Origin of the sequence: Streptomyces sp. T12 (genome assembly GCF_028736035.1) — a bacterium.
Lineage (GTDB): Bacteria > Actinomycetota > Actinomycetes > Streptomycetales > Streptomycetaceae > Streptomyces.
This window is the reverse complement of sequence record NZ_CP117866.1, coordinates 10,427,163-10,453,338: the sequence shown is the minus strand read 5'-3', so window position 1 is coordinate 10,453,338 and position 26,176 is coordinate 10,427,163. Positions and strand designations below refer to the sequence as shown.

Below are 26,176 nucleotides of genomic sequence, written 5' to 3'. Positions count from 1 at the left end.
AGAAGGGACCGAGGCCCAGATGAGACCAGGAGAACACGCCTCCGACGAACCCGGCGGGGCGGAAGCCTCCGCCGGACAGGTCGGAGCACAGGTCGCGGTCGCGCCGGCGCCTGCCGCGCCAGGGACCGATGCCGACGGCACGGCCGGTCAGCCGGCCGGAGCCGTGTGGGACCAACCCCTGCCTTGGGCCACGCCGCAGGCCGAGGGCGAGGACCAGAGCTCCGAGGAGCCCCCGTCCTCACAGGCCGAGTCGCCCGTGGCCGAGGCAGGCCCGGCAGCGCAGGCGGCCGCCGTCCGTGAGGAGGGCGCAGACGGGGCGAAGGGCGAGGCAGCGGGCGACGCGGAACAGGGTGCGGAGAGCGCGGACGGTGCGGACGCCGCCGACAACGACTCCTCTGTCGCACTGTGGCAGGCCGCTGCCGCCGACCAGCAGCGCGGTGCGCACGCGGCGCCGACTCCCGTGGGGGCTACCGGCGTCGCCGGCCACGCCGTGTCCAAGTGGCTGCTCGGCGCGGCCGTCGCGGTCGGCGGTCTGGTCGCTGCCGCAGGAGCGGTCAAGGGAATGAGTTCGCCACCCGCCGCGACGGCCAAGGAGAAGCCGGAGCCGATCCTGGCTCCCGGCCAGGGCCTCGACGAGGACGGCAGCCCGACGCCGACTTCGACTCCGACGACGCCTGAGAAGAAGCGTGCCGAGGCGGGGGCCGGGAAGGCTGCCGCGGCGGCCGCGCCTGCGGCAGCCGCCGCGGCCCACGTCCCCGGCGCTCCCACCCCCACGCCGACGCACACCCCCGAGGCCGCATCCCAGCAGGCGGGCGTCAAGTCCTCGGTGGCCGGGCAGAGCAGCTATGTCTCCGTCCAGACCGCCCTGAAGTCCCCGAACGACTACTGGAGCCAGAGCTCCGTCACCGTCACGACCACCAAGAAGCTCACCGCGCTCAAGGTCGTGCTGCATGTGGCGCAGACCGGTGGCGTGGCGAACACCGGTGTCTGGACGTCGCTCGGTGACAAGGTCACGGTGCACACCGGAAGGGCCTCGGACGGCGGAGCTGACTACGTCGTGGTGCTCAACGAGGGCATCACGCTCGACTCGGGAACGTACGTCTTCCAGTTCGGGTACAACCACGACAAGGGCGCCCGTGAGACGGTCCATGACATATGGGGCGTGGTGACCACGGCCGTCGGTGACAGCGACGAGGTGTACAAGAACGGACGCTACTGACGTCACCTCGGTCCAGGCCTGCCCAGGCCTGGACCGAACCGTGCGGATGCCCGTTACACCTCTCAGCTGACGGCGGCCGTCGGCGTCGCGCAGGCGCCGGCGGCGCACGCCGTCAGCCACGCGTCGAAGTCGGCGTCGTAGCGGGTGCCGATGTCGGAGGCGTAGACGGCGTGTCCGCCGGCGTAGTCACCGACGCGGAAGCGGGCCAGCATGCGGTGGATGTCGGCGGGGTGCCGCTCGAACATGTAGCGGACCGCGAGGTAGCCCCACGGGTAGGTACGGGTCACATCGCTGTTGCTGTACGTGTTCTGGAACAGCGTGCTCAGCCGGTACGTGTGCTTGCCCGCCTCCGCGACCGCCTGCTCGTCGGTGATCCTGCGGTAGCCGTAGGAGACGTACTCGGCCACGCCCTCGATCCACCACACGTCCGGCACCGACGTCTGCTCGGCGAAGTCGCCCTTCATGTTGTACCGGGCGTCCAGGTAGTGCGTGTACTCGTGGTTGAGGTTCCAGATCCTGGCTGCGTGCCCGTCGTCCCGGGGCTTCTGGTACATGACCGCGAAGGGTTCGTTGGCGGGGTCGCTCGGGTCTCCGATCAGGGTCATCCCGCCGTTGTCCGTGCTGATCCCGAAGATCGCCCCGGCGTAGGTGCGGTAGTCGGCGCTGCCGGCGAAGACGACGAGGTCGAGCGTCGACAGATACTGCCCGGGTATGGGGCCGTCGTCCCGTACGAGATCGTGGAAGTACCGGTCCTGGCCCAGCACACTGGCGCACGCCGCGCCGAGATCGGCGGCGGTGAGAGCCTGGGCCCGGATGGTGTGCGTGGCGTCGCAGGAGTGGGCGATCGGCAGGACCGCCCTGGTCAGCTGTCCGGCGAGGTCACAGACGCCGTAGTACGAGCAGTTGGGGCCGTCGTAGTACTCGGCCTGGGTCGCCACCGCCACCCACAGCCCGGCCGTGGGGCCGGTGATCCGCGACGCGTCCAACAGACCCTTGGTCAGGGGCCGGACCGTGGGGTGCAGCGCCGGGTGCTCGACGTAACGGGCGAGGTTCATACCGGCGTTGGAGGCCAGGTAGGCGTTGTCGGTGGCGAGCAGGTCCAGGTGGTTCAGCGCGAACGCGTGCAGGGTCCGGGCGATGGACGGGTCGGCGGTGACCGCCTTGACGTAGTCGGCGTTCCAATTGCCGCGCCAGAGAGGGGTGTAGACGGCGTTGACGGCGGCCAGCATGCTGCGGATGGCGTTGTAGGAGCTGTCGTATGCGTTCAGCATCCGCCGGTAGACCTTCAGGTAGCGGGCCTGCTGGTCGGCGCTGTCGGTGAGGACGACGACCTCGCCCAGCACGTCGCCGTTGGCCGCGGTGACGTCCCGGGAGCGGGGGCGCGCGAAGAAGGTGTCCAGGCCGCTGGTGGTGTTGCGGGCCAGGGGTGCGCCGTACGGGCCGACGTCGGCCGGGTGGTTGAACTGCACGTAGTAGCCGGCGCGCAGGAACAGGACGAGCTGCCACACGCGGGCCGAGTTGTCGCCGCGATAGATCCGCGCCGTACTCGTGAACGCCTTCGCGACCGTGACCATCTGGGGCTCACGGAAGATGGCGCGGGCGTCCGAACCGGTCACCGCGAACAGGCTGTTGACGCAGTCCGTGGTCGAGGCCTTGACGAACGCGACGAGTTCGGCGCCGGTCCGGCGGCCGAAGTCGTCCGGGCTGCACGAGGCCGCCTTCGCGGCGGCGCCCGTACGCGGAGGGGTCGGTACGGACGTCGGTGCCAGGGGCGGGAGTTGGGCCGGGGTGAGCGGCTGCTTCTGTACGGCGGGACGGGCGGCGGGGCTGACGCGTGCGCCGGTCGGCGGTGGGGGTTGCGTTGCCTTCCGGGGCGAGGTCACGGGGGCGGTGGGGCCGGTGTCGGCCGGGGGTGCCGCGAGGGCGGGCGTCGACAGCAGGCCGGAGAGCGTGGCGCAGACGGCGAGTGTGCCGGCCATGCGTCTGGGCAGCACGAAGCGGTAGCGCATCGGGGTTCCTCCACGGATGTGATGCGCCTCGATACAGGTGCTGAGGCGTGTGAGGCACTGTCCCAGCGCCGGCCTGCCCCAACAATGGCGTGTGACATAGCACATGGCACCGTTGAGCCATAACGTCCGCGCCGCCGCCGTAGCCGCTACACCCCGGGCACGCTCCAGGTGCGTGCGGCCCAGGCCCTCAAGTGCGGGGACTGCGCGGCGAGTTCGCGGTAGGCGGCGGTGGCGGAATGGAACAGCGTCTCGGCGAGTTCCCCGGCGACCGCTTCACGCCGCCAGGCCAGGACGTAACGGCACCACAGCGGCGTACCGATCAGCGGCTTGACCACGACGTGCGGGATCGGCCGCAGCGTGGCCTGCACGAGGGACACGCCGAGCCCATCGGCGATCATTCCCTGCAACTGCAGCTGGTCGCCGAGGAATTCGTGCACGGTGGCCGGTGTGAAACCGGCTGCCGCGCACGCGGCATGGAAGACGCCGGGCCAGCCGGCCCCGTCGTCGGGCGTCACGAACCACGCCTCCTCGGCCAGGTCGGCGAGCGCGATCTGCGGGCGGTGCCGGAGCGGATGGCGGGACGGCAGGGCCACGAACGTCGGCTCGGTGACGATGCCGCGATGAACCACCGCGTCCGAGTGCTCCAGCTCCCTGCCGGGGTAGTCCGCGGCGATGGCCGCGTCCACCGTGCCGCCCTCCAGGAGTTCGACGATCCGTGAGGAGGCGTACACGCTGCTCACGGCGAGCGGGACAGCGGGCAGCCGGGCACGCACCCCGGACACCATGCCGGCCAGCATCGGCGAGTTGGTCGCCGCCACACGCAGGGTCCGGCGCGCGGTCCCGGCCCCGGCGGCCGGACGGCGCCCGATCGCGTCGGCGCGGGTCAGGACGTCGCGGGCCTGAGCCACCACCTCGACGCCGTAGCCGGTCGGCCGCACCCCCGTCGGCCCGCGCTCGAACAGCGGCTCGCCGAAGTGCCGCTCGATCCGCCGGAGTTGGGTGCTGATCCCGGGCTGCGAGTACCCCAGCTCCGCGGCCGCCCGGCCCACGCTCCCCGCGTCGGCGATCGCACACAGCACCCGCAGATGCCGAAGTTCCAGCTCCATACGGTCACATCCCCCCTCGTACCCACAAGGCGTCACCAAGGGAGCGTTCTGCGCAAACCATCTCAATAACGGGCATCACCATGTTCACGGACCCCCCTTTGAACGATCATCGCCATGAGTGGTTAGCATATGAGCGCTACCTAGCTCGAAAGATAGGCGCTCGTGACTGTCAACGACGACTCGTTCACCAACTGGAAGAACCGCGAGGAGATCGCGGAGTCGATGATCCCGATCATCGGGAAGCTGCACCGCGAGCGGGACGTCACCGTCCTGCTGCACAGCCGCTCCTTGGTGAACAAGTCGGTGGTCAGCATCCTGAAGACGCACCGGTTCGCCCGGCAGATCGCCGGCGAGGAGCTCTCGGTCACCGAGACCCTGCCCTTCCTCCAGGCGCTCGCCGCGCTCGACCTCGGCCCGTCCCAGATCGACATCGGCATGCTGGCCGCGACGTACAAGACCGACGACCGCGGTCTGTCGGTGGAGGCGTTCACCGCCGAGGCCGTCGCCGGTGCCACCGGCGCCAACAAGATCGAGCGCGGCGAGGGGCGCGACGCCGTCCTCTACGGCTTCGGCCGCATCGGCCGCCTGGTCGCCCGGCTGCTCATCGAGAAGTCCGGCTCGGGCAACGGCCTGCGGCTGCGCGCCATCGTCGTCCGTGGCGGTGGCGACCAGGACATCGTCAAGCGGGCCTCGCTGCTGCGCCGTGACTCCATCCACGGCCAGTTCCAGGGCACGATCACCGTCGACGAGGCGAACAGCACGATCATCGCCAACGGCAACGAGATCAAGGTGATCTACGCCAACGACCCGTCCGAGGTCGACTACACGGCGTACGGCATCAAGAACGCCATCCTCATCGACAACACCGGCAAGTGGCGCGACCGCGAGGGCCTGTCCAAGCACCTGCGCCCCGGCATCGACAAGGTCGTCCTGACCGCGCCGGGCAAGGGCGACGTCCCCAACATCGTGCACGGCGTCAACCACGACACGATCAAGCCGGACGAGCAGATCCTGTCCTGCGCCTCCTGCACCACCAACGCCATAGTCCCCCCGCTGAAGGCGATGGACGACGAGTTCGGTGTGCTGCGCGGCCATGTGGAGACCGTCCACTCGTTCACCAACGACCAGAACCTGCTGGACAACTACCACAAGTCCGAGCGCCGCGGCCGCAGTGCGCCGCTGAACATGGTCATCACCGAGACCGGCGCCGCCTCGGCCGTCGCCAAGGCGCTGCCCGACCTCAAGGCGAAGATCACCGGCAGCTCGATCCGCGTCCCGGTGCCGGACGTCTCGATCGCGATCCTGAACCTCCAGCTCGCGCGGGAGACCGACCGCCAGGAGGTCCTCGACTACCTGCGCGACGTGTCGCTGACCTCGCCGCTGCGCCGCCAGATCGACTTCATCACGGCCCCCGACGCGGTCTCCAGCGACTTCATCGGTTCGCGGCACGCCTCGATCGTGGACGCCGGAGCCCTGAAGGTCGAGGGCGACAACGCGATCCTCTACCTCTGGTACGACAACGAGTTCGGCTACTCCTGCCAGGTCATCCGCGTCGTCCAGCACGTCTCCGGGGTGGAGTACCCGACCTTCCCGGCACCGGCGGTCTGATCCCGCCCAGCCGTCGCTGACCCGTCTGCCGGCAATGCGGTGCCGACAGGCGGGTCGGCGCTCGGCCTTCTCCCCCGCTCAGTGGCCGCGGAACGCCTCCTCCAGCCACCAGGACCCGTGATCGGCGACCACCTTGGCGTCGACGAGCAACGGCGCCGATCGGGGACCGTCCACCCAGTCCCGCACAGCCTTCAGATCGGCCGGGGTCCGCACGGTCACCGCCTCGAAGCCATAGCCCCGCCCCACGGCGGCGATGTCCGTCGGCGGGAAGCGCACCGTGTCGAGCGGGTGCCCGTCGGGACCGAAGTGGTGCACCTCGGCGCCGTAGGCCTCGTCGTCGTACACGACGACCACCATGGGCAGCCCGAGCCGCCGTACGGTCTCCAGATCCGCGGCGCTCATCAGCGCCCCGCCGTCCCCGAGCGCCGCCACGGGCAGCCGGTCCGGCTGGGCCAGCGCCGCCCCGATCGTGGTCGCGAGGCCCAGCCCGATCGACTGGAACGCCTGAGTGAAGCAGAAGCCCTTCTCGTCCGGCACCGACAGGTACGCGCTCGGGTAGCCCATGAAGTTCCCGGAGTCCACGCCGACCACCCGCTCCGCGGGCAGGATGTCGTCGAGCGCGATGCTCAGCGTCCTCGGGTCGATCCGCTCCCGCGTGCTCGTGTCCTCGTACGGCACGTCACGCAGGCGCACGCGAGCGGCGAGAGCCGCTGCCACCTCCGGGATCCGGTAGCCCTCCCCGTCCGCTCCACCCGCCTCGCACAGCCGGCGCGCGGTGAGCCGGACGTCTCCGCCGACACCGAGGTGCACGGGCCGGTGCGCACCGAGCGCCGAGGGCTCGTCGTCGACCTGTACGACGGTGGCGTCGGCGCCGATGAGGTTGCCGTGCCGCATCGTCCACATGTTGAGGGCACAGCCCCAGCCGACGATCAGGTCCGCGCCCTGGAGCAGTTCGACGGCCAAGGGTGAGGCGAAGCCGCCGGAGATGCCCAGGGACCAGGGGTTGCCGTGGAAGAGCCCGTGGGCGACGGCCGAGGTCGCCAGGAGCGCGCCGTGCCGTTCGGCGAGTGTCTCCAGCGCCTCGCGGCAGCCTGCCCCGCGAGCTCCCCGGCCGGCCACGAAGACGGGCCGCCGGGCCTGCCCGAGCAACCGGGACAAGGCGGCCACCTCGTCCGCGTCCGGCTCGACCGCGACCCGCTGCGGCAGTGGCGCCGCGTGCGCCAGGGCGCCGTCGGGCACCTCCAGCGCCTGCACCGGCAGGGGGAGATTGAGCAGCACGGTACGCCGCTCCCGCACCGCCAGCCCGACCGCCACACACGCCTGCTCGACCGCTTCCTGCGCCGACGTGACCCGCACCGGGACCGCGCCCACCGCACGGGCCAACGCCTCTTGGTCGACGTAGAAGTTGGACCTCGACTCGGTCACCTCGGCGGCCAGCACGACGAGCGGTGTACGGCTCTTCGCCGCCTCCGCGATCCCGGTCATCGCGTTCGTCAGGCCGGGCCCCTGATGCACGCTCACCACCGCGACCGTGCCGCTGGTCCGGGCGTAGGCGTCGGCCATGGTCGCCGCCCCGCCCTCATGGCGTGCGGCGACGAACCGCGCCCCCGCGGCGACCATCGCGTTCGTCACGTGGAAGTTGCCCGATCCGACCACCCCGAAGACCTGGCCGACCCCGGCCGCGCACAGCGCCCGGCCCACCGCTTCAGCGACGTTCATCGGCGCTCCACCAGGGCGAGGACCCGTGCGGGAGCCCCGGAGCCCGTGACGATGGGCAACGGTCCGGCGATGACGACGGAGCCGGTCGGCGGCAGCGCGGCTAGGTTCTGCAGCTGGGTCAGCCCGTACTTGTCGCTGCCCATGAGGTAGGAGTGGCAGGGAAAGGCGGGGTCGAACGAGAACGCGCGCCCGGCATCCGTACCCACCGTCTCGACACCGAGACCGATCACCGGCGCCTCCTCGGCGACCCAGCGGGCGCACTCCGCCGACAGACCCGGGGTGTGCGGGCCGTTTTCGTCGGCGTTGAGGAACGCCTCCTGCGCATGCGAGCGGGCATCCCAGCCGGTGCGCAGCAACAGCCAACCGCCTTCGGGCAAGGGGCCGTTCTCGGCTTCCCAAGCCTTCACGTGATCGACCTCGACCAGGAAGTCGGGGTTCTTGGCGGCTTCGGCGCTGAAGTCCAGTACGGCCGCGGGTGCGATGAGCCGGCCGGCCGGCACCGAGGCCACGTCGGCGAGGTCCTTGCCGGTGACCCAGTGGTTCGGGGCGTCGAAGTGGGTGCCGGTGTGCTCGCCGCTGCGGAAGTTGTTCCAGTACCAGGCGGGGCCCCGGTCGTCGTACCTGCTGATCTCCTCCAGCTCGAACACGGCGGTCTGCCCGAACTCGGCAGGCAGCTGAATCACCGGTGTCGACGACGACAACGGCGAGGTGAGGTCGACGACTTCGATCGATCCACCTCGCAGAGCGGACACCAGCGCGGCAAGGACGGACGGCTCGGGCATGGGTGCCTCCTCGGGCGGGGCTCTGAAGTGACAGCATCGCAGCCGTACTTCCCCACCTCTTGACGCGTCAATGACAACAGTGGCTTCATGTCCAATGGGAGCGCTCCCACCTACTCGGGGAAGGGAACAGCATGCGCGACACGCGCCGATCACGCTTACAACTCCTCCCGTTCTTCGGCCTGTTGGCCGCCCTGCTCCTGCCCCTCGGAGTGACCCTCGCACCGCCTGCCACGGCTGCCGAGGCGGTGGAGCCCGTGCGCATCATGCCGCTGGGCGACTCCATCACCGGCTCGCCGGGCTGCTGGCGGGCGGTGCTGTGGAACCGGCTGCAGAGCACCGGACACACGGACATCGACTTCGTCGGCACCCTCGGCCCGCAGGGCTGCGGGCAGCCGTACGACGGGGACAACGAGGGTCATGGTGGCGAGTTGGTCACCAACGTGGCCGACCAGAACCTGCTGCCGGCCCGGCTGGCGGCCACGCTTCCGGACATCGTTGTCATGCACTTCGGCACGAACGACGTGTGGAGCAGTATCGCCCCCGACCGCATCCTCACCGCCTACACCAAGCTGGTGGAGCAGATGCGGGCCTCCAACCCGGACATGAGGATCCTGGTCGCGCAGATCATTCCGATGAACCCGAGCAGTTGCACGGGCTGCGCACAACGCGTCGTCGACTTCAACGCACGGATCCCCGAGTGGGCCCGGACCACGAGCACCAGTCGCTCCCCGGTCACCGTGGTCGACCAGTGGACGGGCTTCGACACCGCCACCGACACCTATGACGGCGTGCACCCCAGCGCCTCCGGCGACGAGAAGATCGCCGCCCGCTGGTATCCGGCCCTGGCGGCACTCCTCGACGCGGGCCCTGGGGATCCCGGAGACCCCGGTGACCCTGGCGATCCCGGTGACCCGCCGGCCTGCACCGCGTCGTTCCGTGCCGTCTCCGCCTGGCAGGGCGGCTACCAGGGCGAGGTGACGGTGACCAACGCGTCCGGCTCCTCCGTCTCGGGCTGGACCGCGACGGTCGTACCGGCGGACGGCGCCCGACTCACCCAGGTCTGGAACGGCACCCTCGGCACGGCCGCCGACGGCACCGCGACCGTCGCCAACGCGTCGTGGAACGGCACGTTGGCACCCGGCGCAAGCGCGAGCTTCGGCTTCATCGCCGGCACCCCGGCAACGGCCGGCACTCCGTCGGCGACTGTCACTTGCACGGCGCGCGCCGCGTCGTCCTGACGCACCGTCACCCCCCATCCCACCCTACGGAGCCGCCATGAGATCCCGCACCCGCACCACCCCACGAGTGGCCGCCGTCGTGGCCGCCCTCCTGGGCCTGCTCGTCCCCTTGCTCTCCTTCGCCACGCCGGCCCAGGCAGCGGCCACCGGCCTGCACATCCAGAACGGCAGGCTGCTGGAGGCGTCCGGGAACGACTTCGTGATGCGTGGCGTCAACCACGCCCACACCTGGTACCCGGGCGAGACGCAGTCGCTGGCCGACGTCAAGGCGCTGGGTGCCAACACCGTCCGCGTCGTCCTCTCCGACGGCCACCGCTGGACCAAGAACAGCGCCGAGGACGTGGCGAGCATCATCGCCCGGTGCAAGGCCAACCGGCTCATCTGCGTGCTGGAGGTGCACGACACCACCGGCTACGGAGAGGAGGCCGCGGCCGGGACCCTCGACCACGCGGCCGACTACTGGATCGGCCTGAAGGACGTGCTCACCGGCCAGGAGAACTACGTCATCATCAACATCGGCAACGAGCCCTGGGGCAACACCAATCCCGCCGGCTGGACCGACCCCACGATCGCGGCCGTCAAGAAGCTGCGCACCGCCGGCTTCGCCCACACGATCATGGTGGACGCACCCAACTGGGGCCAGGACTGGCAAGGCGTCATGCGCGCCAACGCCCAGGCCGTCTACGACGCCGACCCCACCGGCAACCTGATCTTCTCGATCCACATGTACAGCGTCTACGACACCGCGCAGGAGATCACGGACTACCTCAACGCCTTCGTCAACGCCAAACTGCCCCTCCTCATCGGCGAGTTCGGAGGCCCGCCCGACCAGTACGGCGACCCGGACGAGGACACCATGATGGCCGCCGCGCAGCAGCTCCGGCTCGGTTACCTGGCGTGGTCCTGGAGCGGCAACACCGACCCGATCCTGGACCTGGCGACCGGCTTCGACCCCACGCGGCTCAGCTCCTGGGGCCAACGGATCTTCAACGGCGCGAACGGCATCGCCGCCACGTCCGAGGAGGCCGCGATCTACTCCTCCGGCGGCGGAGACACCACTCCCCCGACCACCCCCGGGACGCCTACCGCCTCCGCCGTGACGTCCTCGTCCGTCACCTTGAACTGGACCGCCGCCACCGACGCGAACGGCATCACCGGCTATGACGTGGTCCGCGTCAACGGCACGACCGAGGCCGCGGCCACCACCACGACCGGCACCTCCGCCACCGTCACCGGCCTCGCCCCGGCAACCTCCTACACCTTCGCCGTCTACGCCCGTGACGCGGCCGGCAACCGCTCGCAGCGCTCCGGCACGGTCACTGCCACGACGTCCTCCGGCGGCTCGTCCGCGACGTGCGGTGTCGCCTACCGGGTGACGAACGAGTGGCCCGGCGGCTTCCAGGGCGAGGTCGTCATCCGCAACACCGGCAGCTCGGCGATCAACGGCTGGACCCTGCGCTGGACCTTCCCCGACAGCCAGCGCATCAGCAACCTGTGGGGCGGCACGGCGACGCAGAGCGGCGCCGAGGTGAGCGTCGCCTCCGCGTCGTACACGGCGACGATCGCCCCGGCGGGCTCGGTCACCCTCGGCTTCACGGCCACGAAGGGGAGCACGAACCCCAAGCCCACGGCCTACACGCTCAACAACTCCGCCTGCTCGCCCAGCTGACCCACCCCGGCGCTGAACCGCCTTGGCGTCCTGTGTCGGCACAGGGCGCCAAGGAGGTCGGGTGATCAGGCGACCATGCCGCCGTTGACGTAGACGGTCTGGCCGTTGATCCACCGGCCGCGGCCGGCGAGGAGGGAGATGACCTCGGCTATGTCCTCGGGGGTGCCGAGCCGCTCGAGCGGGTTCATCCTGGCCATGGAGTCGATGGTCTCCTCGTCCTTGCCGTCGAGGAACAGAGCCGTGGCGGTGGGGCCGGGGGCCACCGCGTTGACGGTGATGTCCCGGCCGCGCAGTTCCTTCGCCAGGACGAGGCTGATGGCGTCGACAGCGCCCTTGCTGGCCGCGTAGGCGGCGTAGGTCGGCAGGCCGAGCTTGGTGACGGACGTGGACAGGTTGATGACGGCGCCGCCGGAGCGGACGTGGCGGGCTGCCTGCTGGTTGACGACGAAGGTGCCGCGGATGTTGGTGCGGTGCATACGGTCCAGGACGTCGAGGTCGAAGGAGGCCAGCGGAGCCAGCGCCATCATGCCCGCGGAGTTCACTACGACGTCCACGCCGCCGAACTCGGCGATCACACTGTCGAACACCGCCCCCACCGCCTGTTCGTCAGCGACGTCCGCCTGGTAGGCCGCGGCACGGCCTCCGGCCTCGCGGATCGCGGCGACCGTGTTGTCGGCCTCCGTCTTGTTGCCCGCGTAGACGACCGCCACGGTCTGGCCGTCCGCCGCCAGCCGCTCGGCGACCGCACGACCGATCCCGCGCGAGCCGCCGGTGACGATCGCGACGCGCTGCTCCGGTGTGGTGCTCATGGTGTGCTCCCTCATGTCCGCGGCCTCGCCGCCCGCCGTTTCCATCACTGCGTCCCTCACTGTTTCCATCGATAACGGTACACCGATTCCAACGATACGCAACCACCGATATCGAGAATTCGTTATCATCGATTCGTGGCAGATCGAGCAGAGTCCCGAGCGGACCTCAAGAAGAGACTCGTCGCGGCCGCCGCGGACCTGTTGGTCGCAGAAGGCAGGGACGCCGTGACCACGCGCGCGGTCAGCACCGCGGCAGGCGTTCAGCCGCCGACCATCTACCGCCTCTTCGGCGACATGGACGGCCTGCTGGCGGCAACCGCCGCCGACGGCTTCACCCGGTACCTGAAGCAGAAGAGCTCCCGGGCACCGTCCGCGAATCCCGTCGACGACCTGCGCGCGGGCTGGGACATGCACGTGGAGTTCGGGCTCGGCAACCCGGCGCACTACCTGCTCATGTACGGGCAGCCGCAGCCGGGCGGTGAGTCCGACGCCGCCAAGGAAGCCCATCGCCTGCTGCGCGAGATCCTGGAGCGCGTCGCCAGAGCGGGGCGCCTGACGGTTCCCGTCGAGCGGGCGGCCCAGATGGCCCACGGGGCCGGCATGGGGGTCACCTTCGCCCTCCTGGCGCTCAAGCCCGAAGAGCGTGACCTGGGCGTGTCGGCCCAGACGCGCGAGGCCGTCATCGCGGCCATCACGACGGAGGCGGACACGGACGACGACGACCTGCCCCGCGCTCCGGACAGCGCGCGTGAGGCGCGCCGCCGGGTGCTCGCTCTCCGTTCGATTCTGGACGACATGCCGGCCACGTACACCCCCGGCGAGCGCATGCTCCTCGAGGAACTGCTCGACCGGGCGGGCCTCGATCCGGCGCAGGGGTGAGCGGGCCGCGACGCGGCGCCGGCGGGCGCGACACCTGCCGAAAAGCGGCTGGCCGAGGGTTTGCCGGAGGAGGCAACCTGGACAGGAGCGGAAGCGTCTTTCGTGTGGGACACGAAGGGCCGGCCCGCGTGCCGCCGACAGGAACGAGGGTGACGCGATGAGCGACAAGGCCCGCAAGCTGTTCGAGGCGCTCGACCTCGACGAGAACGGAACCCTGACCCGCGAAGAGGTGATCATCGCCCTGCGCACGAAGGGCCCGTCTCTGGCCGCGTCGGGAGATCTGCCCGTCTGGGCCGTGGGCGACGAGAACGCCTCCTCCGCCCTGTTCGACGCCGCCGACCAGAACGGCGACGAGGTACTCACCCTGGAGGAGTTCGCGGCAGTGGTGGACCGCCGTTTCGGCTGGGCCTGAGGCCGTTCAGAACCGAGGGATCGCGGCCGTGTAAGGCCATTGACGCCCGGTGCCGGCATGAGTGACGATCCCGGCCGGAGGCGTTCGGAGGCGTTCGGAGGCGTTCGGAGGCGTTCGGAGGCGTTCGGAGGGGTTCAGAAGGGTTCATGGAGGTCGGGGCACGGGCAGCTCCGGGTCTCTTCCTCGCCCTGCGGCAACCGGCGCTCGCCGACGCGCGCATGCTGCCGTAGCAGGTGACCTGCGGGGCTTCAAGGGCAACACGGCGAGGCCGCGGTCACAGGCACGGGGAGGGCAAGGTCACAGCCGTGCCCACTGCTGCTCCTTTGTTGATCTGTCCTAGCATCCGAGCATGACGGTCCTGCCTGACGACGGGCTCTCCCTGGCCGCCGAGTTCCCAGAAGCGACACATGAGCAGTGGCAGCGCCTCGTCGAGGGCGTCCTGCGCAAGTCGGGCAAGGAAGTCTCGGGTGCCGCCGCGGAGAACGCCCTGTCCACGCTGTTGGAGGACGGGCTCACCACCCGCCCCCTGTACACCGCGCGCGACGCCGCGCCCGACCCCGGCCTGCCCGGCTTCGCCCCGTTCGTACGCGGTGGCCGGCCCGAGGGCAACACGGCCGGCGGCTGGGACGTACGCCAGCGACACGCGGCGGCCGACGGCAGCGCCGTCCTGACCGACCTGGAGAACGGCGTCACCTCGCTGTGGCTGGCCGTCGGCGACTTCGGCATCCCGGTCTCCTCGCTCGCCTCGGTGCTCGACGGCGTGTACCTCGACCTGGCCCCGGTGGTTCTCGAAGCGGGTGCCGAAGTCGAGCCCGCCGCGCGGGAGTTGCTGCGCGTCGTCGAGGAGCGGGGCGTGGCGCCGGAGGCGGTGCGCGGCAACCTGGGCGCCGATCCGCTGGGGCACGAGGCCCGCACCGGGCAGTCGTACGACATGGCGCAGGTGACCGGGCTCGCCCGGCAGTGCACGGACGCCTACCCGGGCCTGCGCGCGCTGACCGTGGACGCGCTGCCGTACCACGAGGCGGGCGGTTCGGCCGCGCAGGAGCTGGGCTGCTCGCTGGCGACCGGCGTGGCGTACTTGCGGGAGCTGACCGGGGCCGGGCTGAGCGTCGCTGAGGCGTGCGCACAGCTGGAGTTCCGGTACGCGGCGACCGCCGACCAGTTCCTGACCGTCGCCAAGCTGCGCGCGGCCCGCCGGCTGTGGGCGCGGGTCGCCGAGGTGTGCGGGGCTCCAGGGCAGCAGGTGCAGCACGCCGTCACCTCCACGGTGATGATGACGCCGCGCGACCCCTGGGTGAACATGCTGCGCGCGACGGTGGCCACGCTGGCCGCCGGGGTGGGCGGCGCCGACGCGGTGACCGTGCTGCCGTTCGATCACGCGCTGGGCCTGCCGGACGCGTTTGCGCGCCGGATCGCCCGCAACACCTCCACGATCCTCATCGAGGAGTCGCACCTGTCCCGGGTGATCGACCCGGCCGGCGGCTCCTGGTACGTGGAGCGGCTCACCGACGAACTCGCCCACGCGGGCTGGGAGTTCTTCCAGAGCATCGAGAAGGCCGGCGGGCACGCCGCCGCACTGCGTTCGGGCATGGTCGGGGAACGGCTGGCCGAGACCTGGTCCGTGCGCAGCGCGAAGCTCGCGAAGCGCCGCGAACCCGTCACCGGCGTCAGCGAGTTCCCGCATCTGGCCGAGAAGCCGGTGGTGCGCGAGCCGGCGCCCGAGCCGCTGTCCGGCGGGCTGCCGCGGGTGCGACGCGACGAGGCGTTCGAGGCGCTGCGCGCCCGCTCCGACGCCCACCTCGCGGCGACCGGCTCCCGGCCCCGGGTGTATCTGGCCGCGCTGGGCCCCGCCGCAGCGCACACCGCCCGGCTCACCTTCGCCGCCAACCTCTTCCAGGCGGGCGGCATCGAGCCCGTCACCGAGGGTTCCTTCGCGGACAGCGGGGCGCGCGAGGTCTGCCTGTGCTCCAGCGACGCGCTGTACGAGGAGCAGGCGGACTCCGTCGCCGCCGAACTGCGGGCGGCGGGCGCCGAGCACGTGTTCCTCGCCGGCCGCCCCGGGCAGTACTCCGGTGTCGACGGCTACGTCTTCGCGGGCTGCGACGCCGTCGCCGTGCTCACCGCCAGCCTCGACCGCATGGGAGTGTCGTGATGTCCGTCCCCGACTTCTCCGGGATCGAACTCGGGGTGCCGACCGCCGACGGCGGCCCCGACGAGTGGCGTACGGCTGTGAAGAAGGCCGCCGACGGCGACGACCTGCTCTGGGAGACCCCGGAGGGCATCACGGTCAAGCCGCTCTACACCGGCGCCGACCTGGAGGGCCTGGACTTCCTGGGCACGTACCCGGGCATGGCCCCGTATCTGCGCGGCCCGTACCCGACGATGTACGTCAACCAGCCCTGGACGATCCGCCAGTACGCGGGCTTCTCCACCGCCGAGGAGTCCAACGCCTTCTACCGGCGCAATCTGGCGGCCGGTCAGAAGGGCCTGTCGGTCGCCTTCGACCTGCCCACCCACCGCGGCTACGACAGCGACCATCCGCGCGTGACCGGCGACGTCGGCATGGCGGGCGTGGCGATCGACTCGATCTACGACATGCGGCAGCTCTTCGACGGCATCCCGCTGGACAAGATGACCGTGTCGATGACGATGAACGGCGCCGTGCTGCCGGTGCTGGCGCTCTACATCGTCGCCGCCGAGGAACAGGGCGTACCGCCCGAGAAGTTGGCCGGGACCATCCAGAACGACATCCTCAAGGAGTTCATGGTCCGCAACACCTACATCTATCCGCCGAAGCCGTCGATGCGGATCATCTCCGACATCTTCGCCTTCACCTCGCAGCGGATGCCCCGCTACAACTCCATCTCCATCTCCGGCTACCACATCCAGGAGGCGGGCGCGACGGCCGACCTGGAGCTGGCGTACACGCTCGCGGACGGTGTGGAGTACATCCGGGCGGGCCGTGAAGCGGGCCTGGACGTGGACGCGTTCGCGCCTCGCCTCTCCTTCTTCTGGGCGATCGGCATGAACTTCTTCATGGAGATCGCCAAGCTGCGCGCGGCCCGCCTGCTGTGGGCCAAGCTGGTCAAGCAGTTCGACCCGAAGAACAGCAAGTCCCTCTCCCTGCGCACCCATTCGCAGACTTCCGGCTGGTCGCTGACCGCGCAGGACGTGTTCAACAACGTCACGCGCACGTGCGTCGAGGCGATGGCGGCCACCCAGGGCCACACCCAGTCGCTGCACACCAACGCCCTCGACGAGGCGCTCGCGCTGCCCACCGACTTCTCCGCGCGGATCGCCCGCAACACGCAGCTGCTGATCCAGCAGGAGTCCGGCACGACCCGGGTCATCGACCCGTGGGGCGGCAGCGCCTACGTGGAGAAGCTGACGTACGACCTCGCGCGCCGGGCCTGGCAGCACATCCAGGAGGTCGAGGCCGCGGGCGGCATGGCCAAGGCCATCGACGCCGGCATCCCCAAGCTGCGCATCGAGGAGGCCGCGGCCCGCACCCAGGCCCGTATCGACTCCGGGCGGCAGCCGGTCATCGGCGTCAACAAGTACCGGGTGGAGAACGACGAGGCGATCGACGTCCTCAAGGTCGACAACTCCTCCGTGCGCGCCCAGCAGATCGAGAAGCTGCGCCGACTGCGCGAGGAGCGCGACGAGCGGGTGTGCCAGGACTCGCTGGACGCGCTCACCCGGGCCGCCGGGGGCGAGGGCAACCTCCTGGAGCTGGCAGTGAACGCGGCCCGCGCGAAGGCGACCGTCGGGGAGATCTCCGACGCCCTGGAGAAGGTGTACGGCCGGCACGCGAGCCAGATCCGTACGATCTCCGGCGTGTACCGCAACGAAGCAGGCGAGTCCCCGAACGTGGACCGCACCCGCACCCTGGTGGACGCCTTCGCGGACGCCGAGGGCCGCCGCCCGCGCATCCTGGTCGCCAAGATGGGCCAGGACGGCCACGACCGCGGCCAGAAGGTGATCGCCACCGCCTTCGCCGACCTCGGCTTCGACGTGGACGTCGGCCCGCTGTTCCAGACGCCCGCCGAGGTTGCCCGCCAGGCGGTCGAGGCGGACGTGCACATCGTGGGCGTGTCCTCGCTGGCCGCCGGTCACCTCACGCTCGTGCCGGCGCTGCGGGAGGAACTGGCGGCGGAGGGCCGCGAGGACATCATGATCGTGGTCGGCGGGGTGATCCCGCCCCAGGACGTGCCCACGCTCCTGGAGATGGGCGCGGCCGCCGTGTTCCCGCCGGGGACGGTGATCCCGGATGCGGCGTACGACCTGGTCAAGCGGCTGTCGGCCGACCTCGGGCATGAGCTGTGATCGATCTTGACACCTATGTGAAGGGCGTGCTGGACGGCAAGCGCGCGATCGTGGCCCGCGCGATCACGCTCGTGGAGTCGACGCGCCCGCAACACCGCGCCCTGGCACAGGAGTTGCTGACCGAGCTGCTGCCGCACAGCGGCAGGGCCCGGCGGATCGGCGTCAGCGGTGTGCCGGGCGTGGGCAAGTCGACGTTCATCGACGCGTTCGGCACGATGCTGACCGGGCTCGGGCATCGGGTGGCCGTGCTGGCCGTCGACCCGTCGTCGAGCCGTACGGGCGGTTCGATCCTCGGCGACAAGACGCGCATGGAACGGCTGGCCGTCGACCCGGCGGCCTTCGTACGCCCCTCCCCCACCGCGGGGACGCTCGGCGGGGTCGCCAAGGCCACGCGTGAGTCCATCGTCGTGATGGAGGCCGCCGGTTACGACGTGGTGCTGGTCGAGACGGTCGGCGTGGGACAGTCGGAGACGGCCGTGGCGAACATGGTCGACACGTTTCTGCTGCTCACACTGGCCCGCACCGGCGACCAGCTGCAGGGCATCAAGAAGGGTGTCCTGGAGCTGGCCGACGTGATCGCCGTGAACAAGGCGGACGGCCCGCACGAACGCGACGCCCGCGCCGCCGCGCGCGAACTGGCGGGCGCGCTGCGGCTGATGCACGGCAAGGACGCGTTCTGGACACCGCCGGTGCTCAGTTGCAGCGCGCGCGAGTCGGCCGGCCTCGACGTGCTCTGGGAGCGGCTGGAGCAGCACCGCACCCTGCTGGACTCCACCGGACGGCTCGCCGCCAGACGCCGGGACCAGCAGGTCGACTGGACCTGGACCATGGTCCGCGACGAACTGCTGGGCCGCCTGCACGCCGACAGTGCGGTACGGGCACTGGCCCCCGACCTCGAACGGCGGGTCAGAGAGGGCGAGTTGACGGCGACGCTGGCGGCGGAGCGGATTCTGGGGGCGTTCGGCGGGAAGAGCAACACGAGCCCGTCCTGACCGACCGCGCCCCTGCCCGCCGAGGTCTACGGCATGGACAGGTCGATCGCTCGGTCGACGTCCTGCGGCTGCAGTACGCGCAGGATGCCTTCCAGCAGGTAGTAGTCGGCGTAGGGAAGGGAGATCTCGATCCCGTCCTCGGCCGGCCGGTGGCGCGTGCAGCGGGCCACGACCGCCTCGGCGCGAGTCGAGTTCTTCGTCAGGCAGGTCTCCGACAGTGCGGTGAGCAGCCGTAGCGCCACCTCGCGGTAGGCAGGCCTACCGGTGGCCGTGGCCAGGTCGAGCAGGCCGCACGCCATGATCGCGCCGGCCGACGCGTCCTTGATGTCGTGGGGCTGTTGCGGGGCTCGGTAGTCCCAGACCGGAACGTGGTCCGGGGTCAGCGCCCCCACCGCGAAGTCCGCGAGTCTGCGTGCGGTGGCCAGGAACTGGGGGTTTCCGGTGCGCCGGTACATCGTGGTGAACCCGTACAGTCCCCACGCCTGCCCGCGTGACCAGCACGACGTGGGGCTGTACCCCTGCACGGTGTCCGGGCCGATCGGCGCCCCGCTGTCCGGGTCGAAGTCGTACACGTGCGGGGTCGATCCGTCCGGGCGCAGGAAGACCCGCTGAGCGGTCTTCGCGTGCTCCACGGCGATGTCCAGGTACTTCGGGTCGCCGGTCTGCCGGCTCGCGAACGCCAGCAGGTCGAGGTTCATCATCGTGTCGATGATGACGCGGCCCGCGTTCTTCGGATCGGTCAGTGCGCCCCAGGCCCTGATGAAGCGCCCGCGCGGGTTGTACCGCTGGATCAGGGAGTCGGCCGCCCGTACCGCGCCGGTCCGCCATGCGTCGTCGCCCGTCAGCCGCCAGGCGGTGACCCAGGACGGGGAGAAGAGGAAGCCGAGGTCGTGCGTGCCCGTGTCGTACTGACGGGGGGCCAGCTTCTCCGCCGATGCCAGTGCCCGTGCGCGGAAGGCTTCGTCCTTGCTGTACAGCCATGCCATCCACAGCGTGCCCGGCCAGAACCCGCCGACCCAGTCGCCGTTCTGCGAGTAGACCCACTTCTCGAACTTCGTGCCGACGGGGAAGGCGGTCACGGTCGGTGCGACGGTGCGGAGCTTCTCGACCGCGTAGTCGGCCGCCGCGCGGAGCCTTTGCAGGGTCGGTGCCGGTGACCGGTCGGCGGTCTCGCCCGCGGCCGCGGCTGGTGCGGTAGAAGCACATGCCGCCGCGGCGCCGGCCGCCGTGGCCAGCACAGTGCGCCGGGAAACAGTCATGCCTGTCCCTCCAACTGGTCAACGGGAGAAAGGAGTTGGTCGAGCCTTGCATGACACGCGCGGCGCTGTACACCCACGTGAGAAATGTTCATGAGTGTGAACCAGTCGAGCAGGTCGAGCACCTCACGCCGTGACGGCCGGTGCCGCGCACACGGCACTCGGCTTCACTGCTTGGCGCCGAAGTTCTGGGTCCACCACGGGCCGCCCGCGCCCTCGTGGATACCCACGCCGATGTCCTTGAACGAGCAGTTGAGGATGTTGGCGCGGTGGCCGGGGCTGTTCATCCACGAGTCCATCACCGCCTCCGGGGTCTGCTGGCCCTGGGCGATGTTCTCCCCGTACGTGGACCAGGTGTAGCCCGCGGCGGTGATCCGCTGCCCGGGGTCGGCGCCGTCCGGGTTGGTGTGGTCGAAGAAGTCGCGGGCGTCCATGTCCTCGGAGTGGCCCAGTGCGGCCTGGTTCAGTTGCGGGTCCTCCGTGAGGGGACCGCAGCCGGCGTCCGCCCGCTCCTTGTTCACCAGGGCGACCACCTGCGCGACGGCGCCCGTCGGGGTCGGCTGCGCCTGCGGGGTGCTGGAAGCGCTCCGAGTCGGCCGAGTGGACGGCCGGGGAGTCGGCACGCTCTTCTTGGTCGGGCGTGGGGTCTTGGAGGGGCTCGCCTTCTTCGAGGGTGACGCGGACGGTGACGGAGACTTCGAGACCGACGGGGAGGTCTCGACAAGGCTGGGTTCCGCGAGGTCCACGGAGGGAGCGCCGGCGGCCCGCGCGGCCGTCGCCTCCTCGCTCCCCGTCCCGGGTTCCGTGTCGAAGTACCACAGCCCGCCCCCCGCCACGCAGGCCGCCACGACGGCACCTCCGACGGCCCGGCGGCGGATACGTCGGCGTCGACGGGCCTCACTGCGGGAGACGGCCCGGCCGCGCCCGCCGCCGTGTCCGGAACCCCGGCCCGATCCGCCACGGCCGCCGGACGCGGGCAGCCGGGACGCCGAGCCGACCATGGCCATCCCGCCGGAGGCCGAGAGCACGCTCTCCCACAAGGCGGGCGCCGCGGCGATCAGCGCCAGACCGGCCAGCAGCCCCTCCGCGGGCATCAACCCGCTCCACAATCCTGAGCAATGGGCGCAACTACGGGCATGCCGGGCTATTCGCTTGCGCCACAGCGCCGAGGGCCGACCGTCCCAGGACGCCAGCACACCCCTCAGCTCCTCGCAGCGCGGCCGTGCGTCGAGCGCCCGCACCACCACGCGGGCCGCCTCCAGTTGCGCCTTCATCCGCTGCACCCGGACCGCCGTGTGCTGCGGCGACAGCTCCAGGGCCTCGGCCACCTCCGAGCGGGTCAGTTCACCGGCGCACTCCAGCCACCAGAGCGACAGCAGGCCTCGGTCGTCGGGCTCCAGCCAGCGTGTCGCCCGTGCGGTCTCCTGTCGTTGCCCGGACAACTGGAGCTGGACCATCGTCAGGTCCACGAAGTCGGCGCCCGGATCCGCGAGGTCCTGGGCCTCCTCGACCGTGCCCGGGGCCGACTGCCGGGCGTGCCAGTGCGCCCGTACCTGGTTCATCGCGATGGCCACGAGCCAGGAGCGGAAGCTCTCGGGGTCACGCAGACCGCCCAGCGCGTCGAGGGCACGGAGCATGGTGTCCTGCACGACGTCGTCGACGTCGACCGAGCCGTTCAGAGCCCGGCCCACGACGTTGTAGACCAGCGGAAGGTATGCCCCGACCAGGGCGTCCTGAGCCTCCGGATCGCCGTTTCGGGCAGCGGCCACCAGTGCCGCCGACTCCCTCGCGCGCTCTGCACTCATCAAAAACTTCCCTGTCCTCGACGCCGAACGATGCTGTCCGATACTTGGGAGATCGATCGGTGGGCCCGGGATAACAGTTCTTCGGACGCATGTTCCACGAGAGACTCACGGGGCCGGTCGGGCGGCGCAATGGGGAAAGTCACATCGAGGGGCACTGAGAGATTCGGCGCGCCGGCATGGGACTGTCGGCCTGTCCGAGTACGCCCATCCTCGTCATAGTTCGCGGCCTATGTGGGCGACGCCGCATGGGTGCCTCGTAGATGGGGCGAGCCAGGTGGCGTCACGGCATCTCGACGGCCTGATGGGTCGATGCGGCGCGGGTTTTCCTCCGGCGCCGCATCGACGTTCCGATGTCAGGACAAGGCGAGCACCGGCCCCTCGACACCCAACAGAGCGCGCAGGGACGGAATCCGGCGCCAAGTCAGGCCGAGAGCGCGGGCGGCGAAGCGGAGGGTGACGTGAGGGGCACCTTGCGCCGCTTCCCGTATCGCCTCCCGTGCGGCCTGTGCGTCCCAGGGCAGGGCGGCCCGGGCGGGTGCCGACGGCTCCCCTGCTCCGACGCGCTCCCGGTCGAGCTCGTGGATCTGCGTGAGCTCGGCCGAGAGATCGGCGGCGGCTTCCAGGGTCGTCGGCAGTACGCCGAGCAGGTGGGCCGCGACCGCGTTGTGGGCGAGGGCGTCGTCCAGGCTCGTGGAGTGGATGCCGGCGGACGCGTCCGTGAGCGGGATGAGGTGGTTCACCGTACGGACCGGTCCGCGTACGCCGTCGACCGCCGCCGCGAACAGGGCGGACGCCTCCGAGGGATGCCAGGCCAGGGCCGTTCGGATCGCGGCGACGTCCTGCGCGAGTGGGGTGAGAGCATCGCCGCTCAGGCGGCCCAGGACGTCCTTCTGGGGGACCTCCCCGTCGGTTCCCGGACCGGCGACGTACACGGTGGCGGGCACCCCGGCGATCCTGCACGCGGCCAGGGCCAGCGCGTCCACCAGAGGGCTGCACAGGGTGTCCTCGTCGCCGTGCGTGAGGATGTCGCCGCCGACGTCGACGATGCGGACGTGGTCGTGTCCGGTGTCCGCGAGCCGTCGGATCTGCTCCGCCATCGCGGCAAGCCCCCGCAAAGGGTCGAGCAGGACCAGGCGCGTCGTGAGGTCCGCGGCCAGGCCGGGCAGCGTGGAGCCGGCGGGCGCGATCGGCCGCGTGGCGGGGGTGATCACCGGGAGGCCCGCTCGGTACGCGAGGCCGGTGAAGTGGACGACTCCGAGCGGGCCGGGGGTGGGGTCGACTTCGAGGCGTTCCCAGGCGAACGTGGCGATCGTGGTCTCGCCGAGGGGCGTGCCGGTGAGGACGCGGCCCACGGTCGCCGCGGTGATCGCAGTGCCCACGGGGTCCCCGCCGCCGCCCGCGGCGATGAACAGGTCGCTCACACGGTCTCCCGGGCGGTGCCGATCCCGGTGATGCGCACCGGCGTGCCCATGTTCTTGCGCGCCCGCGCGTTCGTTGCGTGCAGGCCCTCGTAGTACTCGCGGTCGAGGTCCTTGACGTCGTCGGAGTAGAACATCCAGGACAGGATGTCGCGGTACTTGAAGCCCTTGGGCGTGAGTTGGACGCGGCGCGGGCCCACGCGGTGGACCAGTCCGTTGGCCTGGGCGGCGTCGAGGATCTCGGTCACCTCGGGGGCGATCGTGTCCAGGCCGAAGCGGTCGAGTTCGGACAGGTCGAGGTCGAAGGTGTCGAGCACGAGCCGCTTGCGGACGATCTCCTCCGGGGTGAGGGCGAACCCCGTCGTGGGCTGCAGACGGTGGGCCCTGGCGTTGTCGATGTAGTCGGCGACCTCGGCCAGGGACGGCTTGACGCTGCCGGTCATGTAGTCGAGGACGGAGGTGTACGAGCGGGCGCCGACACCGAGGCCGAGCAGGGGCACGCCGTGGAAGGTGAGGACCTTCTGCACGTAGCCGCCGCGGCCGGGCTTCTTGTAGCGGACGGAGCCTTCCTGCACGTAGCCGTGGGCGGTGAACACCTCGCGGGCGTAGTCGTAGCGCTCGTACAGCTCCGGCCTCCACATGTACTGGTACGCGCCTGTCTTGGAGAACCACGCGTCGGGTCGCACCGTGAGGAAGTAGGTGGAGATCGTCGTCGGCGCGAGCTCGGCCAGCTCGTCCACCGAGTGCCGCCATGTCTCGGGGGTCTGCCCGGCGAACCCCATGATCAAGTCCGTGGACAGGTCCGGCAGTCCGCGCTCGTGGACGATCTCGACGGCCTTACGGATGACGTCCTCGCTCGCCTGGCCCCGACCCGCTTCGCGGATCTCCTGCGGGACGAGCGACTGGATGCCGATGTTCGCGCGCGTCAGTCCCATGTCGAGCAGGCGCCCGAAGCCGTCGGGGTCGGCGACGATGGAGTCCGGTGTTGCCTCCAGGGCCACTTCCTCGACGGTGGAACGCCAGTTGGGATAGATCTCGCCGAGGGTGCCGAAGATCTGCTCGAAGTGCCGGGTCGACAGCAGCGCGGGCGTGCCGCCGCCGATGTAGACCGTGCGCAGCCGGCGCGCCCGGATGATCTCCGCGTGGTCGCGGAGCTGGGTACAGAGCGCGTCGGTGTAGGCGTCGTACAGGTCCTCGTCGGTGGATATGACGGTGTAGAGATTGCAGAACCCGCATTTGTAGCGGCAGAACGGGACGTGCAGATAGAGGTTGAGCTCGGGCACCTGGTAGCTGCCCAGGTCCTTCGCCCAGACGTCGTGGACGTCCCAGGCGCCCTCGTCGAGCGGGCGGTAGGTGGAGCGGGGCGGATACGAGTACTGGTACGGGGGGATGACGCCCTGTCGGATGTACTCGGCGAGCTGGTCGTGCGGGCTGTTCACGATGGATGACTCCTTCGCACCATGCCGTTCGGTTGACCGTGCACCCCGATCCGAACACGCAACATTTTGTTGAAGCTATCGGTGTTGTGCACCAACTCCCCCATGCCGACAGGGCGTCAATGTTGTGGCTTCCGCCAACTCGGCCCTGTCAGCAGCGAGTTGTTTTCAGAGAACAGCCCGATGGACGGTGCACCGCCGCGACCGATCCACTGGGCGAGTGGACAGCAGCGACGAGCCGGGCGTGACCGGCGTGATGGTGATCGAGCCCATGGGCAACGCGGGCCCCTTCCTCGTGAAGGCCGCGGCCCGCCTTGGCATACGGCTGTACGCGGCCACCGACGAGCGGGTTCACGCCGGCTACGAGCCGTGGCTGACCCGCAGCCTCGCCGGGGTGTGCCTGACCGAACTCGCCGACACCGCACGCGCGTTGGACGACATGGAGGCGTTCTGCCGTGCGCGCCGCATCGCGGGTGTCGCGGCCTGCTGGGAGCTGCTGACCCCCCTGGCGGCCATGCTCGCCGCACGCCTCGGGCTGCCGGGCAACGATCCGCTGCGCGCCAAGGCCGCCCGCAACAAGATCGCCATGGCGGAGGCGTTCCGTGCGGCGGGCGTACCGGCCCCGGCTCAAGCGGTGGTCGCCACCGCCGAACAGGCCCATGACGTGGCCGCGTCCGGGCGGCTGGGGTGGCCGCTCGTCGTCAAGCCGGCCGAGCAGGGCGGCTCCTGGGGCGTGAGCGTGGTGGCGGGCCCGGACGGACTCGATGCCGCGGTGGCCGCCGCCGGTCGGTTCACCCGCGCCGAACCGCACGGTCTGCCGCTGGACCCGCGGGTGCTGCTGCAGAGCTATGTGCCCGGCGAGGAGTTCTCCGCCGACACGGTCGTGCACAAGGGCGTGCCCTACCCCCTGCCCGTGGTCCGCAAGGACACCACGGCGGGCACCTACCGGGTGGAGACCGGGCACTCCTGTCCTGCCGGTCTCGACCCGCGCACGGTGCGGGCCATCCAGGACACCGCGGCGCGTGCCGCGCTCGCCGTCGGAGTGCGCAACGGCATCGCCCACACCGAGGTGAAGATCCCGCCGGGCGGCGGGCCGATCGTCATCGAGACCGGGGCCCGGCTGCCCGGGGACAACATCTGCGAGATCGTCGAGACCGCGACCGGCGTCAGCGAAGCGGCCGCCTGTCTGCAGGCCGTGACCGGGCAGGTGCCGCACACCGCACCGACCCGCGACGCGGCGGCCGCGCTGCTCTTCCTGCTGCCCGAGCGGGCGGGGGTGGTGGAGGAGGTCGTCATCCCCGACGTGCCCGGCACCCACAGCCACATCCACATCCGTCCCGGCCAGCGGGTGCCCGAACCGGCCGACAGTTCCGGGCGGGTGGGGCACGTCGTGGCGCGTGCCGCGTCCGTCGACGAGGCCCGCCGACTTGCCGACCAGGTGATCGCCGACTCCCGAGTGAAAGTGAGCTGACCCGTGCGACGTAGTCCCGTCC

At 70.8% G+C, this 26,176-nt stretch carries 19 protein-coding genes; 10 read left to right on the top strand and 9 right to left on the bottom strand.

Annotated elements, in window-relative coordinates; all coding sequences use genetic code 11:
- The first annotated feature begins 19 nt into the window (after positions 1 to 19).
- The gene (locus tag PBV52_RS46870; RefSeq protein ID WP_274247871.1) at positions 20 to 1,219 is read left to right on the top strand and encodes a hypothetical protein; all 1,200 of its coding nucleotides are present in this window, start codon (positions 20 to 22) and stop codon (positions 1,217 to 1,219) included.
- Positions 1,220 to 1,281: 62 nt separating this feature from the next.
- Here the strand turns inward: PBV52_RS46870 and PBV52_RS46865 are convergent, their stop codons facing one another.
- On the bottom strand, positions 1,282 to 3,228 hold the full coding sequence (locus tag PBV52_RS46865; protein WP_274247869.1) for a collagenase: 1,947 nt from the start codon (positions 3,226 to 3,228) through the stop codon (positions 1,282 to 1,284).
- A gap of 146 nt (positions 3,229 to 3,374) precedes the next feature.
- Positions 3,375 to 4,334, bottom strand: a complete 960-nt coding sequence (locus PBV52_RS46860) for a LysR family transcriptional regulator (RefSeq protein WP_274247868.1) — start codon at positions 4,332 to 4,334, stop codon at positions 3,375 to 3,377.
- A gap of 162 nt (positions 4,335 to 4,496) precedes the next feature.
- On the opposite strand from PBV52_RS46860, the gene PBV52_RS46855 reads away from it, so the two are divergent.
- A complete protein-coding gene (locus PBV52_RS46855) occupies positions 4,497 to 5,942 on the top strand; it encodes a glyceraldehyde-3-phosphate dehydrogenase (RefSeq protein ID WP_274247867.1) in 1,446 nt (481 codons plus the stop codon).
- Between the two features lie 78 nt (positions 5,943 to 6,020).
- On the opposite strand, the gene PBV52_RS46850 is transcribed toward PBV52_RS46855, so the two are convergent.
- Positions 6,021 to 7,661 (bottom strand): thiamine pyrophosphate-binding protein, encoded by a 1,641-nt coding sequence (locus PBV52_RS46850; protein WP_274247866.1) that lies wholly within the window; start codon positions 7,659 to 7,661, stop codon positions 6,021 to 6,023.
- Positions 7,658 to 8,443 carry a cyclase family protein gene (locus tag PBV52_RS46845; RefSeq protein WP_274247863.1) on the bottom strand — a complete coding sequence of 262 codons (786 nt, stop codon included), beginning with the start codon at positions 8,441 to 8,443 and terminating at the stop codon, positions 7,658 to 7,660. The genes PBV52_RS46850 and PBV52_RS46845 overlap by 4 nt, the downstream gene beginning before the upstream one ends.
- Positions 8,444 to 8,574: 131 nt before the next feature.
- Between PBV52_RS46845 and PBV52_RS46840 the strand changes: the two genes are divergently transcribed.
- Positions 8,575 to 9,681, top strand: coding sequence for a GDSL-type esterase/lipase family protein (locus PBV52_RS46840; RefSeq protein WP_274247861.1), 1,107 nt, complete (start codon positions 8,575 to 8,577; stop codon positions 9,679 to 9,681).
- A 37-nt stretch (positions 9,682 to 9,718) separates the two neighbouring features.
- A complete protein-coding gene (locus tag PBV52_RS46835; protein WP_274247859.1) occupies positions 9,719 to 11,350 on the top strand; it encodes a cellulase family glycosylhydrolase in 1,632 nt (543 codons plus the stop codon).
- 65 nt (positions 11,351 to 11,415) lie between these two features.
- Here the strand turns inward: PBV52_RS46835 and PBV52_RS46830 are convergent, their stop codons facing one another.
- Entirely contained in the window at positions 11,416 to 12,159 is a 744-nt protein-coding gene (locus tag PBV52_RS46830) for an SDR family oxidoreductase (protein WP_274247857.1), read from the bottom strand.
- Between the two features lie 135 nt (positions 12,160 to 12,294).
- On the opposite strand from PBV52_RS46830, the gene PBV52_RS46825 reads away from it, so the two are divergent.
- From PBV52_RS46825 to meaB, 5 genes are all read left to right on the top strand, one after another.
- Complete coding sequence (locus PBV52_RS46825) at positions 12,295 to 13,038, top strand: TetR/AcrR family transcriptional regulator (protein ID WP_274247855.1); 744 nt, start codon at positions 12,295 to 12,297, stop codon at positions 13,036 to 13,038.
- A gap of 157 nt (positions 13,039 to 13,195) precedes the next feature.
- Positions 13,196 to 13,450, top strand: coding sequence for an EF-hand domain-containing protein (locus tag PBV52_RS46820; RefSeq protein ID WP_274247853.1), 255 nt, complete (start codon positions 13,196 to 13,198; stop codon positions 13,448 to 13,450).
- A 349-nt stretch (positions 13,451 to 13,799) separates the two neighbouring features.
- Positions 13,800 to 15,602 (top strand): methylmalonyl-CoA mutase family protein, encoded by a 1,803-nt coding sequence (locus PBV52_RS46815; protein WP_274247850.1) that lies wholly within the window; start codon positions 13,800 to 13,802, stop codon positions 15,600 to 15,602.
- Positions 15,602 to 17,776: a methylmalonyl-CoA mutase gene (gene scpA / locus PBV52_RS46810; protein WP_274247849.1), complete on the top strand. Its 2,175-nt coding sequence runs from the start codon at positions 15,602 to 15,604 to the stop codon at positions 17,774 to 17,776. Before PBV52_RS46815 ends, scpA begins: the two co-directional genes overlap by 1 nt.
- Positions 17,773 to 18,768 carry a methylmalonyl Co-A mutase-associated GTPase MeaB gene (gene meaB / locus PBV52_RS46805; protein WP_274247847.1) on the top strand — a complete coding sequence of 332 codons (996 nt, stop codon included), beginning with the start codon at positions 17,773 to 17,775 and terminating at the stop codon, positions 18,766 to 18,768. Before scpA ends, meaB begins: the two co-directional genes overlap by 4 nt.
- Before the next feature lie 26 nt (positions 18,769 to 18,794).
- Here the strand turns inward: meaB and PBV52_RS46800 are convergent, their stop codons facing one another.
- The 4 genes from PBV52_RS46800 to PBV52_RS46785 all read right to left on the bottom strand — a co-directional run bounded on the left by PBV52_RS46800 (position 18,795) and on the right by PBV52_RS46785 (position 24,686).
- Positions 18,795 to 20,027 carry a glycoside hydrolase family 88 protein gene (locus PBV52_RS46800; RefSeq protein WP_274247845.1) on the bottom strand — a complete coding sequence of 411 codons (1,233 nt, stop codon included), beginning with the start codon at positions 20,025 to 20,027 and terminating at the stop codon, positions 18,795 to 18,797.
- A gap of 164 nt (positions 20,028 to 20,191) precedes the next feature.
- Positions 20,192 to 21,829, bottom strand: coding sequence for a sigma-70 family RNA polymerase sigma factor (locus tag PBV52_RS46795; protein WP_274247843.1), 1,638 nt, complete (start codon positions 21,827 to 21,829; stop codon positions 20,192 to 20,194).
- Positions 21,830 to 22,182: 353 nt separating this feature from the next.
- A complete protein-coding gene (locus tag PBV52_RS46790) occupies positions 22,183 to 23,250 on the bottom strand; it encodes a DUF1152 domain-containing protein (RefSeq protein ID WP_274247841.1) in 1,068 nt (355 codons plus the stop codon).
- A complete protein-coding gene (locus PBV52_RS46785; RefSeq protein ID WP_274247839.1) occupies positions 23,247 to 24,686 on the bottom strand; it encodes a coproporphyrinogen-III oxidase family protein in 1,440 nt (479 codons plus the stop codon). The genes PBV52_RS46790 and PBV52_RS46785 overlap by 4 nt, the downstream gene beginning before the upstream one ends.
- Positions 24,687 to 24,903: 217 nt before the next feature.
- Here PBV52_RS46785 and PBV52_RS46780 point away from each other — a divergent pair, with 217 nt between their 5' ends.
- The gene (locus PBV52_RS46780; protein WP_274247837.1) at positions 24,904 to 26,154 is read left to right on the top strand and encodes an ATP-grasp domain-containing protein; all 1,251 of its coding nucleotides are present in this window, start codon (positions 24,904 to 24,906) and stop codon (positions 26,152 to 26,154) included.
- Positions 26,155 to 26,176 lie beyond the last annotated feature (22 nt).